The organism is Desulfobacterales bacterium, assembly GCA_034003325.1.
Taxonomy (GTDB): Bacteria; Desulfobacterota; Desulfobacteria; order Desulfobacterales; family JAFDDL01; genus JAVEYW01.
Genome location: JAVEYW010000026.1, coordinates 22,231 through 37,130, shown reverse-complemented (window position 1 = coordinate 37,130; position 14,900 = coordinate 22,231). Strand labels below are relative to the sequence as shown.

11 protein-coding genes are annotated in these 14,900 nt (G+C 50.8%); 3 read left to right on the top strand and 8 right to left on the bottom strand.

All coding sequences use genetic code 11. The annotated features are described in order from the left end of the window. On the top strand, nucleotides 1–2,710 hold a 2,710-nt coding region (locus tag RBT11_19585), incomplete at its 5' end, for a sigma-54 dependent transcriptional regulator (protein ID MDX9788986.1). 229 nt (nucleotides 2,711–2,939) lie between these two features. Beyond that, nucleotides 2,940–3,734 carry an alpha/beta hydrolase gene (locus RBT11_19580; GenBank protein ID MDX9788985.1) on the top strand — a complete coding sequence of 265 codons (795 nt, stop codon included), beginning with the start codon at nucleotides 2,940–2,942 and terminating at the stop codon, nucleotides 3,732–3,734. Nucleotides 3,735–3,826: 92 nt separating this feature from the next. Here the strand turns inward: RBT11_19580 and RBT11_19575 are convergent, their stop codons facing one another. The 4 genes from RBT11_19575 to RBT11_19560 all read right to left on the bottom strand — a co-directional run bounded on the left by RBT11_19575 (nucleotide 3,827) and on the right by RBT11_19560 (nucleotide 6,878). After that, complete coding sequence (locus RBT11_19575) at nucleotides 3,827–4,117, bottom strand: 4Fe-4S binding protein (GenBank protein ID MDX9788984.1); 291 nt, start codon at nucleotides 4,115–4,117, stop codon at nucleotides 3,827–3,829. A 205-nt stretch (nucleotides 4,118–4,322) separates the two neighbouring features. After that, a complete protein-coding gene (locus RBT11_19570; protein ID MDX9788983.1) occupies nucleotides 4,323–4,745 on the bottom strand; it encodes a thioesterase family protein in 423 nt (140 codons plus the stop codon). A gap of 35 nt (nucleotides 4,746–4,780) precedes the next feature. Beyond that, nucleotides 4,781–5,605 carry a flavodoxin family protein gene (locus RBT11_19565; GenBank protein MDX9788982.1) on the bottom strand — a complete coding sequence of 275 codons (825 nt, stop codon included), beginning with the start codon at nucleotides 5,603–5,605 and terminating at the stop codon, nucleotides 4,781–4,783. Between the two features lie 73 nt (nucleotides 5,606–5,678). Beyond that, nucleotides 5,679–6,878 carry a 3-hydroxyacyl-CoA dehydrogenase NAD-binding domain-containing protein gene (locus RBT11_19560; GenBank protein ID MDX9788981.1) on the bottom strand — a complete coding sequence of 400 codons (1,200 nt, stop codon included), beginning with the start codon at nucleotides 6,876–6,878 and terminating at the stop codon, nucleotides 5,679–5,681. A gap of 196 nt (nucleotides 6,879–7,074) precedes the next feature. Between RBT11_19560 and RBT11_19555 the strand changes: the two genes are divergently transcribed. After that, nucleotides 7,075–7,356, top strand: coding sequence for a hypothetical protein (locus RBT11_19555; GenBank protein MDX9788980.1), 282 nt, complete (start codon nucleotides 7,075–7,077; stop codon nucleotides 7,354–7,356). Between the two features lie 67 nt (nucleotides 7,357–7,423). Here RBT11_19555 and RBT11_19550 read toward each other — a convergent pair whose 3' ends face one another. The 4 genes from RBT11_19550 to RBT11_19535 form a co-directional block, all read right to left on the bottom strand. Continuing rightward, entirely contained in the window at nucleotides 7,424–9,355 is a 1,932-nt protein-coding gene (locus tag RBT11_19550; GenBank protein MDX9788979.1) for an FAD-dependent oxidoreductase, read from the bottom strand. 45 nt (nucleotides 9,356–9,400) lie between these two features. Then, on the bottom strand, nucleotides 9,401–9,985 hold the full coding sequence (locus RBT11_19545; protein ID MDX9788978.1) for a DUF4125 family protein: 585 nt from the start codon (nucleotides 9,983–9,985) through the stop codon (nucleotides 9,401–9,403). A gap of 232 nt (nucleotides 9,986–10,217) precedes the next feature. Beyond that, the gene (locus tag RBT11_19540; GenBank protein MDX9788977.1) at nucleotides 10,218–13,487 is read right to left on the bottom strand and encodes a methylmalonyl-CoA mutase family protein; all 3,270 of its coding nucleotides are present in this window, start codon (nucleotides 13,485–13,487) and stop codon (nucleotides 10,218–10,220) included. 11 nt (nucleotides 13,488–13,498) lie between these two features. Next, complete coding sequence (locus RBT11_19535; protein ID MDX9788976.1) at nucleotides 13,499–14,749, bottom strand: acetyl-CoA C-acyltransferase; 1,251 nt, start codon at nucleotides 14,747–14,749, stop codon at nucleotides 13,499–13,501. Between the last annotated feature and the right edge of the window lie 151 nt (nucleotides 14,750–14,900).

Genomic DNA, 14,900 nt, shown 5'->3' with positions numbered 1-14,900 from the left:
GCTGTGTTTCGCCAATGGGAAAGGCTTTGACAACATCCTGCCGATATTGGAAAAAGTACGTACTATTGCCGAGGCGCTGGGAGATAGGCGCTCGCTATCGCTGATCGATATGCATAGGGGGCTCTTCCTTTACCTTTCCAACAGGTTCGCCGAGGCACTGAAGGCACTTTCAGCCGGCAAGCAGGCCGTTGAAACGCTTGGCGACACCGACATTCTAAACCAAGCGGCTGCCTATATCGGCCTTTTTTTCTTCATTCAAGGCATGTATTTAAAAGCCATTCCCTATTTTGAAACGGCCGTGGAGCAAGCCCAGGCAGCCCGAAACGATTTCATCAACCCGTTTGCGCCGGTGTTCTTCAGCTTTGCCGTCCTGCCCTTTTCACAGTCCAATCGCGCATTCACCATACTGGATATTTTCCATAGAAAGGCGGAACAAAAGGAACTCTCGGGGGCAGCCACCATACTAAGAGCGGTTCTCGGCTACGTGCTGCTGAGGCACAGAAAAGAAAAAGAAGCCCTTTTCCATCTGACCATTGCGCGAAAGTTGGCAACCGAACAAGGCAACACGCTTGCCCTTTATTGGGTCAACTTGTTTATGACGTATCATCAATTTTTAAGCGGAAATTTGATGGAAGCCCGGAATCTTTTTATAAGCATTTTGAACAATGTGTGCAAATCGCATCTGGCACCCCCATATTCTACGTTTCCCTGGATAATGGACATGCTGCTTGAGTTTGAGCAACAAAATATAGCGCCAATACCAACTTGCAATTTTGATTCGGCAACCCAGCTTATAAAAAATGGACCGAGCATTCCAGCCAAGGGATGGCTCATGCGAATTCTTGCCAAACGCCTCGCGATGCAAAAAGGTCCTGTCGATAAAATACGATCCTATCTCAGCAAGAGCATGAAATACCTGGAACAAACCGAATATAAAATTGAACTGGCAAAGACCCGAATCGAGATCGCCCGCCAGGAGCTGTCAAAAGGGGCCCGGGATAAGGCCCAAGAGCATGCGCGCGAGGCATGGCGATGCCTGCCCGCCTTCGCGGAACACATTTTTCCCGATGAGCTTCAACAGCTGATCGCAAACGTCTCCAAGGGACCATTTCTTAAAAGTTTTATTTCCCCGGAAATCGTTTTAAACCAATTTGCCGAGATCATGGAAAAGGTGGCGCCCGCCTCTGATATAAAAATGCTGCTCAGTCGCACGGTAATGTCCACCAATTGGTTTTTCAGCGCCGAGCGGGGTGGGCTTTTTTTATTTGAGGGGGATATTGAAGAAATTGATAAGGAAAAACCGCAACTCATAGGCGCCGTTAACCTGACCGAAATCGAAACTGCCTCGGAAAATTTCAAACCGCAGTTGAAACTGATAAAGGAGGCCATTCTCAAAGACAGCCCCCTATTGAACAAAATATCAATAACAAACGCCCCCCCGCCCCTCTCCAGGATGGTCGCAGTGCTCTGCCTGCCCTTTAAACTAGAAAATGGCCACCGGTGTGCCTTATACCATGACAACTCCGCTCTTTTGGACTGCTTTGATTTTCTGAATGATAACACTCTAGGTCTTCTAAAAACTTACATTGAGACCCTGTTCCATCGAATATATAAATATTACCTGTCCACATTTAAGAAAAAAAGCCGGGCGATTGAAACCATAGTCGACCAGGGAACTCCCTCGGAAGAAATAATCATTGGGCAAAGCGCTGCTTTCCGGGAGGTGCAAAAAACAGCCCGCCGCATCGCCAAAGCGGATTTCCCGATTCTGATTCAGGGCGAAACCGGCGTCGGCAAAGAAGTGATGGCCAGATGGGTCCATAAAAACAGCCCGCGTCAGAACGGCCCCTTCGTCATCATCGACGCAACGACCATACCGGAAAACCTCATTGAAAGCGAACTTTTCGGTCACGAAAAAGGCGCCTTCACCGGCGCGGACCGCCTGAAACCTGGACGCGTGGAGCTCGCCGGCGACGGGACCCTTTTTCTGGATGAGGTAGGAGAGCTGCCGCTTTCCATTCAGGCAAAGCTGCTGCGCGTCCTGGAGGAAAAAACGTTTACCCGCGTCGGCGGCAGCCGGGTTCATCAGTGCGATTTTCGCTTGATTGCCGCCACCAATCGAAACCTCGCCAAAGAAGTGCAGGCCGGCCGCTTTCGTGAAGATCTCTTTTATCGCCTGAATGTGCTTCCGCTGCAGATTCCCCCGCTAAGGGAGAGAAAAGAAGATATCGTTTTGTTTGCGCGGCATTTTCTGGAAATTTCGTGTAAACGCCTGAAACGCCCTTCGCCCCCCATTACCCCCGGCGATGTTTCGGCTTTGCTCACATATCCCTGGCCGGGAAATATTCGGGAGCTGAAAAATATTATCGAAAGGGTGGCCCTGCTTTCAAGCGACAACGAGTTGGCGTTGCAACTGGTCGCCGTAACAAAACATCAATCAGTTCAAGCTTTTGAGGACATGCCGGCGATGACTGAATTGCAGCGTCGATATATCGCCCATGTATTGGCGGCGACCGGCGGGCGTATCAGCGGACCGGGCGGCGCCGCGGATATTCTCCGCATGAAACGCACCACGCTCTACGCCCGAATGAAAAAACTGGGCATGCCCATGCATGCCGAGGTCACGACAAAAACCGCCCTTTCAAGCAGTCATTCGCGAAAATCCCGGCGTTCAGATTTACCGCAACAACCTACCCACTTGGATGAGTAGCCTAATCCGGCAAAGCCGGATGCTGGGATGCTGGGATGCTGGAGAACGGAAAAAAATCGTTGAGAATGACCGAAACTGGAATTATCATAAGCGTCCTCTGCAGGGCGTGAAAACATTCCGGCTTTTCCGTTTTCAAGATAATTTGAATGTATCGTCGGTATTCATTCAAATATATTCGGCGCCCGATAATAATGATCAACAAACAGTTCCCGAACGAAAGGGTCCGAAAATGCCACTGCTCAAAACCAAAGGAGCTGAAATTTTTCACCAGTCCCGTGGAGAAGGGGAAATAGTCCTCTTTTCTCACGGTTACATGGCCACGGGTGAGATGTGGTGCGAGCAACTGAAAGAGCCGCCCGACGGCTATTGTTTTGTCAGTTGGGAGATGCGCGGGCATGGCCGCAGCAGTTCCCCGAGTGATTCAGCACTCTACAGCGAACAGGCGACGCTGGATGACATGGCCGCGTTGCTTGATTATTATGGCGCCGGCCGGGCCATTCTGGTTGGACATAGCCTGGGCGGGTATATGTCTCTGGCCTTTTGTATCAAACACCCGGAACGAGTGCGAGGGCTTGTTCTCGTGTCTTGTGGTCCGGGTTATCGCAGTGACAAAGTCAGAGCGGATTGGAACCGTATTGCTGAACGACAAGCAAAAAAAATCGAGCAAGAGGGGCTGAAAGTGCTATCACACTATTCAGATATTGATGTATCGCTTCACCGGGATGCCATTGGCCTGATTTATGCGGCCCGCGGCATGCTGACGCAACGGGACGATAGGGTAATCAATGCGCTCCCCGACATTGACGTGCCCACCCTTGTGATCGTTGGTGAGCACGACAAACATTATCGAAATGCCGCTGGCTACATGGCAACTAAAATAAGGCATGCCACACACCACGAAATTCCAGGCGCAGGTCACATGTCCAACACCACGGACCCGGCGAGCTTCAACCGCGCACTCCACGAATTCCTGAAAAAATGCTGCCGAAGGGAAACCACCGGAGCCGACAAAGCCGGAGCCTGAAAGCCAACCCAAATCCAACGAGCAGGGCAAAACACACCACTATCGACAACGCATCTGCGTGTCATATCTATCTCAGACGCGCACCATCATGTCTACCAAGAGTGAGAGATTGCATTGGTTTTACAAGCTGTGACGCAGGGCAAGGGCGGTCGATCCGTTGTGGGCTTGCATGGATTGCATTCATATTTGAGCTTTATTTTCTTTTCTTTTTCTATAATCGCAACGGGCTCATCCCGCATCGGGTCATTAGGATCCTCATCGATGACGACAAACACATTGGCCGGGCAGGCCGATACACAATCGCCGCACCCGTTACACTTTTCCGTATCGATAGTAATAACAAAAGTACCGGAAGCATCTTGATAGCCGTAATTTGCAAGCATTTCTTCTCCGTTTCTGTCAATGGCACGGCACTAAATGACCCCTTCACGCATGCAGGCCTATGACCATTTCATTATAATCTTCAGGTGATGGGTTTATTCAGGACCCTAATGGATAGAGGATTGCACACCAATAATGCCACCGCAATGAATGTCGCGGTAACGCAACCCGCCATTACGATTGTTCTTGTTGCTGAAAGTGAAGCTATCATTTCCCGGTAATGGCCGTCAATATAAAATCGGGGATCAGACATGATTTGAAATCCATGCCGATGGCGGCGGTCGTCATGCCCGCCGTTGCCATCGCCCGACCGGTTGAAAGGTTTTTCAAGGAGAATTTAAAAAAAATCCGGCGCCGGTCGATTTTACTGATGAGCGTCTCTATTTCAATTTCATCTCCCAAGTACCCGGGTGAAAGAAACTTGGTGTTGAGATCAATGACCGGAAGACCTCTAAACACGGGGCCGCCGACAAAACTCTGCCACGGGATGCCAATACATCTGAAGTAATCCTCCCACCCCTTTAACATATAGTCCACCAACCGGGCCGTATACACAATGCCCGACATATCCACATCCGAAAAAGGAATGATCATCTTGGTTTTATGCGGGGCGTTACTCGAAACAATCATTTCACATCCTTTTGGAATTCGAAAGCAATTTGCTGTTAATGTGGTTTATTTTCATGTTTTCTGTCATACGCCTTGATGCCGGCTTCATACACCCGGGTGGTTTCCAACAATGCCGCCCGCGTTTGCCCCGCAGCAGCCAAGGCATCCGATTTGGCAAGGCCTGAAAGCACCTCATTTCCTAATTCTCCTGCTGTATTGATGGCGGCAAGAGATGCCAAAAGGTGTCGTTCAGCGGCACGATTAAGGCCAATATAGGGCAGCGCATCGTACAGCTCCCATAATTCTTCCCTTCCGTTAAAGGGCCTGCGCGTCTCAGCCATTCCGGCAATCTGAACGCCAAGTTCACCGGCACGAAGTTGCGCTTCGTTAAAATTAAAGCGCGTCGCGGGAACGGGTTCGAGCACCCGCATTTTCATGACTTGAAAAAAGTGATACAGCGGCCGAAGCCCAGATACAAGGCCGTTTCCCGAACCGCCCGCAATGGCAATGCCAAAAGCCGGCAACCCATCACTGGGCGACGAGAAGGCAAACACTCTGAACATCTTGAGCATTAAATATCGCACCAGGCCGCTGGTGTCCCACCAGTAAACCGGGGCGCCCAGAATTAACGCGCCGCAGTTCAGTATTTTTTGACTCAGGTATTCAAATGCCGCGTCCTCATATTTGCATTTTTTCGTATTCTTACAAACATAGGGAAGGCAATCCTTACACGCCGCCACCACAAATTGCGACAACTGAATCAATTCGGTCGGTGCGCCAGCATTTGAGGCGCCGTGCAAGGCAGCCGTAACCAGTTGATGGGTCCGCCCCTTCGGATTGGGACTTCCGACAATGCCTAAAACGGTCTTCCGCTCCGCCATTCTTCCCCTCCATCTCCACCGGTTTTCAACGATCTGAAAAGCGCTCCGGTTGGTTCTATGGTTTCAATTGGGATTATTTCGGCCAATTCAACAGCAACGGGTCTGCCTGGTAGAAATCCTTTACCACTTCAAGCGCCGTTTCCCGTTTTGCTCTCAATACCGCCAATACCCTATCAATGCCGTAATCATCAATATACTCGAATATGCCCTTGGGCCAATTAAACGCAAACCGAAACGTTCTATTCACATCCTCAACGCTGCCGACACCGTTTGTGACGCACCAAGCGGCGCAGTTTAACCCCGGCGCAAGAATTTCCAGCGGATGAATGGGGTTGGGACTTTTTTCTTCGGCTATCCCCGCCCTGTTGAGTTTACTCTCTTTATAATCATAAAAGCCTTTCCCGGTTTTTACACCGCTCAGGCCCTTTGCACTCATGGGGCCCCACAAATTATCCACCAGGTACCGATGAACAGTCACAAATGCCGGCCATGGCTCAAATTCGGGGGTTGTTTTCAATATTGCCTCGGTCGATTGCATTCCCTTGGTCCGAATATCCACCGCGCCCGTTAGATCCATCAGCTCAAACTCCCCCATGGGAAGCCCCAACTGGTTGCGAATGCAAGTATCTATCTCGACAACGCTCGCTTTTCGTTGCAGATACATCAGGTTTGCCTCAAAGGAAAAACCGGCGCGGGCTCGCGTGGCCAGAAAGTACCACACATCCTTTTGCGCCAATACCGTCTCTTTGTGATACCCGGCACAAAGTTCAAGCGTGGTCTTAAATGTCTGCTCGGTCGTGTACCGGCTCCTGACAATCTCAACCAGCTTCATAAGCTGTGGCGGATTCATCCAATGCATGCCGATGGCTCTTTCTTTGTTTTCGATGGCATCGGAGATCGCGGTAACGGATAACCCGCTCGTGTTGGTGGCAATAATGGCATGGTCCGGCGCGTGGGTTTCCACGGCCCTGAAGATATTCTGCTTAATCGTTATATCCTCAAGCACGGCCTCGATAATGAAATCCGCATTTAGAACGCCCGTCTTAATATCGGTGCGCGGATGAATCCGTTTTTCAATTTCCCGGCAGCTGGTTGTTAATTTTCCTTTACGCTCCAGCTTCTCAAGGCTCGCACCAATTTTCGTCATGGCATGGGTCAAAAGGTCATCGGAAATATCGATTAAGGATACTTCCTGCCCGGACATAGCGGCCACCTGGGCAATGCCGTGGCCCATCAATCCGCTGCCGATTACCGCCACTGTTTTTATTGACACGGCACCCTCCTCGTTTATAAAATCATATGCAATAAATGGCATCACCAATTAACGTGATTGGCATGGCCAGAATCCTTCGTTGGTTCAAACCCTTTATCAGAAGTATCTTCACAGAAGGTGTGAGATGCCTTTTTTTGCATCCCGGCATCCCAGCTTCCCAGCAATCCGGCTTCGCCGGGTTAGGAGTATTTTTTCCATGAACAAAAATGAATCCCATATCGAAACGCTTGAACGTGAGGGCTGGACCCGTCAGTTTACGGCCAGCGAGCCCCGTTTAAGCGAAGCGGTCGCACTTTATGAAGCAACAGGGTATGAGGTTCATCTGGAACCCTTTGTGGTTGAACCGGCCCCCTCCGACTTCCCCATCACCGGCAACAAATGCACCACCTGCTACGAGGGCGCAGAAGATCAATACAAAATCATTTTCACGAGAAAAAAGGCCGACGGCCCCCTGCCGGTTGACGATCTGTTTGAATAAAGATTCAATAAAAAAGGCCGACGAATGGTCCATCGGCCTTTTTCAGTATTTATAGCTAATGCGGCTGTTACAAGCTTCTGCCCAGATCATCGGCTTCCGCGATGCAGTCCATGAGATTTTTCGGGCTCTTCGCATCCCCGATCACATGGACTTCCACATCTTTCTTCTTGAACAATTCCGCTGGTTTTCTGACGGCATCCATCCCTTCCGAGATCACGACATCATCATAGCCGCTCAGCTCGGCATCGGTACCGTCAACGGTCACCAACACACCGCCCTTTACAAATTTTTTGACCGATACATTCTTCATCAATTTCACTTTCGCCTTGGCCAGTCGGGTCCTCAGATAGAACCGGTCGGCACCGGACATTTCCTCGCCAAAGGTTCTCTTTCGGCCCAGAACCACAACCTCTTTGCCTCTCTCGGCAAGATAGTCGGCTACCATCAGGGAAACATTGTTGTTCCCCAATACCATAACCTTATCGCCGGTAACCGTTTTCCCCTCAAGAATATCTACTGCGGTATGAACATCCATATCGGAGGTAAAGAGGCCCTTCATGAGCGGAATGGCCGGTTTGCTACCTGAACAAACGACAGCCACATCCGGCTTGATTTCATCGATCACCTCTTCGGTAACTTCGGTGTTCAGCCGGATTTCCACTTTCTGTTTCGAAACCTCTCGTCTGAGGTATTCCAGAAAATCCTCATATATAGCACGTTTCGGTGGCTTGCCGGCCGCCTTCAAATTGCCGCCCACATGGTCGTTTTCTTCCAGAATGGTGACCTTATGGCCGCGTTTTCCCAACAGCATTGCCGTATGCAATCCGGTGGGGCCGGCGCCGACGATCAGGACGTTTTTGGGGTTGTCAACCTTTTTCAACTCTGTCAGGCTGTATTCACGGCCAACCTCGGGGTTGACCACACAGGACGCGGGTTCATCATTGAGAACGCGTTCGATACATCCCAGGCAGCATCCGAGACACGGCCGAATATCCTGCAATCTGCCTTCCATCGCCTTGTTGGCAAATTCCGGATCGGCAATATGCGGCCGCCCGATAGCGACAAAGTCGGCTTTGCCTTCAGCAATGATTTTATCCGCAAACGCCGGATCCTTGATTCGGCCGACCGTGCAAACGGGAATGGAAACCTCTTTTTTGATAGCCTCGGCCAAATAAACCAGATAGCCGTCATCCTCATACATCGGCGCAATGGTCAACGGTGCGGTGCCGTAAACGCCGGCACTGACGTGCACGTAATCCACGCCGTGTTGCTCCAGCAGCGGCGCCAATCGTTTCGCATCATCGAGCCCCCAGCCGCCTTTCATGTAATCATCGCCGTTGATCCGAACACCGAACGCAATATCGTTACCGACATGATCTCTAATGGAATCAGCAATTTCAAGCATAAAACGGACTCTGTTTTCAAAAGATCCGCCGTATTCATCGGTTCGCTGGTTGAAATAAGGGGAGAAAAATTCGGAAATCAAGTAACCGTGTGCGGCATGCACTTCCACAAAATCGAGTCCGCCCTGTTTGCACTTAAGGGCGGATTCGCCATATTTTTTCACGTAGTCTTTGATTTCGGGTACGGTCAACTCGCGCGGCGCGCCTTTTACCACCGCCAGCGCGGCTACCGGCGAAGGTCCCACCTTGTTTTCGTTGTTTCTCTGCCCGCCGGAGTGATAGAGATGCATACCAATCTTTGCACCATGCGGATGAATGGCATCGGCCAGTTTTTGGATGGAAGGAACGATATCATCCCGCCACATCATGGGCTGGCTGTCGACGTCCATACCGGTCGGGTCAATGGCTCCGCCGGCCATGATGATCATACCGGTGCCGCCTTTGGCACGTGCCGCCAGAAACTGAATAATCTGGTCTTCCAGATGGCCGTTGTTTTCATTACATCCAAAATTCACGCCCATACCAGGCATCAAGATACGGTTTTTGACAGTCATGTTGCCGATTTTAATCGGCGAAAATAAGTGTTTAAACTTCATTGCGTACGTAACCTCCAAATATTTTCGATGTTATCACTATGGGCGCTATACGCCCTTGCCAGCCAGATGACTCTCAGCATGCGCAAGGTCTCGATAGCCCCCTTTTTGTAAAAGAATCTCAAGACTCTTCAACGCCAAGTTGATTTGATTGCTTTCGGCTCTTTTAATGCCTTGGTGATACAGGTCAATTGTTTTATCGCCATGGGTTTCCAGTTCGCAGGCCAGATAGATGGAAAAATTACTGCCATCCCCTGTTTGGTCGGTACTGCGCCCCATCCTATTGTAAATGGTGGGGAATTTCTGTTGAATTTCGCTTTGCCACCGCGTCTCGATTTCAACAATTTCCCGTATTTTTTTCAGACTATCTTCACCTTTCAACGGGGCAATGCGATTGTCCATGCGCGCATATTTCAGGGTGAGCAAATTGTCTCCCGTCAGGGCCGCCTTTTGTAAATCCAGCCGATAGGATTCCAAGGTTTCCTCATTCCAGACTTCAAACAAACTGCCCCGGATTCTTCGAAAATTATCAGGCATTTGCTGACAGGACGCGGGCGTTTCACTTTTCACATTCTGAAACATATCCCATTCCAGGTTGAGTATGTCTTCAATCAATTCTTTCACATCACCCATATGACCCCCCCAATCGGAAAAAGCAAACATCTCTTAAGATTATCCGACGGATGCCCCGGTCGGAACACCGCGTCGATAAAACAAACTTACCTTTTCACACGTTTCCTTTAACTCGCCATCTTTTTAAGTACTTTTCCCTTCAGTATTCCGTCAGGGGATTCCGAAAGCACATCAACAACATTCCAACTCCTTCAGAAATTCATGCAGACTCGAACATCCCTCTACGAGGGGATCACATATTTCGTCGATATCTTCCTCCCACTTCAAACAGCGCGCGGCTGATCTGTCCCAACGAGCAAACCCGGACCGTCTGCATTAATTCGGCGAAAATATTTCCTCCGGCCAGGGCCACTTGTTTCAGCCTTTCAAGCTTCTCGGAAACATATGCTTCATTTTGCGCTTTAAATTGCGCGAGCCGTTCCAACTGAGAATCTTTCTCTGCGTCACTGGCCCGAGCAAGCTCCAGGCCGCACCCGACACCGCTAGGATCGAGGTTGGCGTCTCTAAAGGTATTGACCCCGATAATCGGTAACTCGCCACCGCATTTGAGCATCTCGTAATGCAGGGATTCCTCTTGAATCTTGCTTCGCTGATATCCGGTTTCCATGGCTCCCAGCACGCCACCTCTGACGGTAAGACGATCAAACTCCGCCAAAACGGCCTCTTCTACCAACCGCGTCAGTTCTTCCACGATAAAACTGCCCTGAAGCGTATTTTCATTTTTGGCGAGGCCCCATTCCCGATTGATAATCAACTGAATGGCAAGCGCACGTCGAACCGATTCGGGGCTGGGTGTTGTAATTGCCTCGTCAAAGGCGTTGGTGTGAAGGCTGTTGCAGTTGTCATAAACGGCGCACAACGCTTGCAAGGTGGTGCGAATATCATTGAATTGAATATCCTGGCTGTGCAGGGAGCGGCCGGAGGTTTGAATATGGTATTTGAGCATCTGGGATCGATCACTGCCGTTGTACAGGTTTTTCATGGCAATCGCCCATATGCGTCTGGCCACCCGCCCAATCACCGTGTACTCCGGATCCATTCCGTTTGAGAAAAAGAAGGAGAGATTGGGAGCAAAACTGTCGATCGGCATGCCCCGGGACAGATAATATTCAACATAGGTAAACCCGTTGGCCAAGGTAAACGCCAATTGCGTAATGGGGTTGGCACCTGCTTCGGCAATATGGTACCCCGATATGGAGACTGAATAAAAATTCCGGATCTCTTGTTCAATAAAATAGGATTGAATATCTCCCATCATTTTGAGAGCAAAATCGATGGAAAAAATACAGGTATTCTGTCCCTGGTCTTCTTTCAAAATATCGGCCTGAACCGTACCGCGAACGCTTTTCAGCGCCTGAGCGGCAATCCGTTCATAGGTTTCAGCGGACGGATCACTCCCATTTTCGGCCCGGTATTTATCCACCTGCTGATCAATGGCCGTATTCAAAAACATGGCCAGAATGATCGGCGCCGGGCCATTGATCGTCATGGAGACCGATGTATTGGGGGCACACAGGTCAAACCCGTCATACAGGGTTTTCACGTCATTCAAGGTACAAATACTCACGCCGGAGTTGCCGACCTTGCCGTAAATATCCGGCTGAATCTCAGGGTCCTGGCCATACAGTGTCACCGAATCAAAAGCGGTTGAGAGCCGTTTGGCTTCATAGCTGCCGGAAAGCAGCTTAAACCGCTTGTTGGTGCGCCCGGGGCCCCCTTCACCGGCAAACATTCTCGTGGGGTCTTCATCTGTCCGCTTCAGGGGAAACACGCCGGCCGTGTAGGGAAAACGGCCCGGCAGGTTTTCTTCTCGCATCCAGCGGTAGATTTCTCCGGGATCTTTAAATCGCGGTAACGCGATCTTAGGAATTCTCGAATGAGAAAGGGACTTGGTAAATAAGGGAAGACGAATCTCTCTGCCGCGAACCGAATAAACCAGCTCGTCATTGGCGTAATCCCGGCGAATCTCCTCCCAATCGCGCAAGAGTGACTGACACTCGGCCTCGATTCGACCTTCGGCCGCCGCCACAGCGGCTTTAAGTTGTGCCAGAACCTGCGCATCTCCTTTTTCCTCAAATCCCCGAACCACCTCCTTCAAATGCCACACCTGCCGGACATCTTCGGCCAGGGTTTCGGTCTTTTGATGATAGGCACGAACCGCATCGGAAATATTGGACAGGTATCGCACCCGTTCGGGCGGTATAATGATGGTCTTTGAAGAAGAGGTCTTTCCCGCTGGTTTCGGAATACCCGGCGTAAAGGTCACGCCGGTTTTTTCCGAAATTTTTTCGAGAATCGCGTGATAAAGGGCGTTGACCCCGTCATCATTGAATTTGGCCGCGATTGTGCCGAAAACCGGCATCTCTTCGGCCCGCTGATCAAAGGCATTCCGGTTTCGTTGAATCTGCTTTCGAACATCCCGCAAGGCATCGTCGCTGCCGCTTTTTTCAAATTTGTTGACGGCAACGATATCCGCGAAATCAAGCATATCGATTTTTTCAAGTTGGGACGCCGCGCCGAACTCACTGGTCATCACATAGAGGGAAACATTCACCATATCGGCAATCATGGAATCTCCCTGCCCGATGCCGGCCGTCTCCGCGATGATCAGATCAAATCCCGCGGCTTTTGCCGTATTGATGGCGTCAACCAATGCCTCGGAGATTTCCTTTTGTGCCTCCCGTGTGGCCATGCTGCGCATATAGACCCGCGGATCGCCCAGGGCGTTCATGCGAATACGATCCCCCAAAAGAGCGCCGCCCGTCTTACGCCGGGAGGGGTCACAGGAAATAATGGCCACATGAATATTTTTCACGTCATGAAGAAAACGCAGCACCAGCTCATCGGTCAAGGAGGATTTTCCGGCCCCACCCGTACCGGTAATGCCCAGGACCGGCACGGTTTTCGACCCGATTCGACGCTGAATTTCGGCCCTGAGTTTTGCCAGATGCCCATTTTCATGAATCTTTGCCAGTTCCATCGCCGTAATGAGCCGCGCCACGGTGGCCTTTTGATCCTTTGTCACGATCTGCGCATCGATTTTTTCCAGATCAAAGATCGGAACATCCATTCGGGAGACCATATCGTTGATCATTCCCTGAAGGCCCAGAGTAGCCCCGTCTTCCGGCGAATAGATCTTGGTAACCCCGTAAGCCTGCAACTCCTTGATTTCATCGGGGACAATGACCCCTCCGCCCCCGGCGAAAATCTGAATATGCCCGGCCTGGTTCTCTTTGAGAAGGTCCACCATATACTTGAAGAATTCCATATGGCCGCCCTGATAGCTTGAGACGGCAATCCCATGAGCATCTTCTTCTATAGCGGCGTCAACGATTTCCCGCACGGATCGGTTGTGTCCGAGATGGATAACTTCCACGCCCGTAGCTTGTAAGATACGGCGCATGATATTGATGGAAGCGTCATGGCCGTCAAATAGTGAAGTGGCCGTCACGACACGCACATGATGTCGTGGTTTATAAACTGTTGCTACCTGCTGCGTCATGTTCCCTCCGCTTACATCATTTCAATGGCGCACGCCATTGAGACCCCACCACCGCCACACAGCGTCGCCAAGCCGAGGCTGTTGCCTCTTTTTTTCATCGCATAAATCAGCGAGACCATAATCCGCGCGCCGGTCGCCCCCACCGGGTGCCCCATACCGATTCCAGACCCATTCACATTGGTAATCTCGCGATTCAATCCAAGTTCTCGCTCGCAGCCGATGTACTGACCGGCAAATGCTTCGTTGACTTCAACCAGTTCAAAATCGGGAACCGTCAGACCGCTTCTTTTCGTGAGATCTTTCACGGCCGGAACCGGCGACAACCCCATAATCGCCGGATGACAGGCGCCACGACCGATCGCTTTGATTCTTGCCAACGGTTGAAGCCCGAGTTCTTTGGCTTTTTCCGCGGACATGATGATCATGGCAGCCCCGCCATCGTTGATGCCGCTGGCATTACCCGCTGTAACCTTACCGATTTTCGGTACAAACGCCGGCGGCAGTTTTTCCAGATCCGCCATGGTAAGGCCCGGCCGAAAATGTTCATCTTTCGCAAAAACAATCGGCGGCTTTTTCCGCTGGGGAATTTCAATGGGAACGATTTCGTCGGCAAAACTCCCGTCTGCCGTCGCCCGTTCAACATTGTTGTGGCTTCTTAAGGCGACTTCGTCCATCTCCTGACGGCTGATATTCATTTTCTGGGCTATAAATTCAGCGGTAAGACCCATCACATAAGGTTTCCCTACATAGAGGGATAACGGCGGCTCTTCGGCATTCACCGGAGCGGTTTCCGGATGCGGGATAATGTGCGATCCGCATGTCAAACGGCGCATGACACCATCCACCATCGTTTGATCTTGCAAACGGGCACCCCATCGGGCTTGCGGAATGGTATAGGACACACCGGACATATGCTCGGTACCGCCCGAAAGAATGATATCCGCCATGCCTGCCTGAATCATAGCCATTCCGGAAATTGTAGCTTCCATACCCGAAATACACACCCGGTTAATGGTCACAGCCGTTACCGTATCGGGAATGCCCGCCAGCAACTGGCAAGTACGAGTCACATTCAATGTGTCCTCATGCTCCATGCAGCATCCAAACCGAATATCATCAATAATGGCCGGATCGATACCGGCCCGCTTTACCGCTTCTTTCATCACCACGCTACCAATAACAGCCGCATTGCTGTCACGCAAACTGCCGCCAAAGGTTCCGACAGCGGTCCGGCAAGCGGAAACGATTACAACATCCTTCATGGCTCTTTCCTCATCTGTAATTCTTGCATTGAATTGTTATTTTCTATTACCGCGCAACCGACTCAATCCGGTGGCATATGCTTGGAACCATTCTATCCAAGTCATACGCCGCCGGTATTTCTGTTCAATACAATAACGCGGCTAACCTGTC

Bases quoted from the DNA above. Each gene is read 5' to 3' on its own strand.
- RBT11_19580 (MDX9788985.1), top strand. From the start codon at position 2,940: ATGCCACTGCTCAAAACCAAAGGAGCTGAAATTTTTCACCAGTCCCGT.
- RBT11_19565 (MDX9788982.1), bottom strand. From the start codon at position 5,605: ATGGCGGAGCGGAAGACCGTTTTAGGCATTGTCGGAAGTCCCAATCCG.
- RBT11_19540 (MDX9788977.1), bottom strand. From the start codon at position 13,487: ATGACGCAGCAGGTAGCAACAGTTTATAAACCACGACATCATGTGCGT.
- RBT11_19570 (MDX9788983.1), bottom strand. From the start codon at position 4,745: ATGATTGTTTCGAGTAACGCCCCGCATAAAACCAAGATGATCATTCCT.
- RBT11_19550 (MDX9788979.1), bottom strand. From the start codon at position 9,355: ATGAAGTTTAAACACTTATTTTCGCCGATTAAAATCGGCAACATGACT.
- RBT11_19535 (MDX9788976.1), bottom strand. From the start codon at position 14,749: ATGAAGGATGTTGTAATCGTTTCCGCTTGCCGGACCGCTGTCGGAACC.
- RBT11_19545 (MDX9788978.1), bottom strand. From the start codon at position 9,985: ATGGGTGATGTGAAAGAATTGATTGAAGACATACTCAACCTGGAATGG.
- RBT11_19575 (MDX9788984.1), bottom strand. From the start codon at position 4,117: ATGCTTGCAAATTACGGCTATCAAGATGCTTCCGGTACTTTTGTTATT.
- RBT11_19555 (MDX9788980.1), top strand. From the start codon at position 7,075: ATGAACAAAAATGAATCCCATATCGAAACGCTTGAACGTGAGGGCTGG.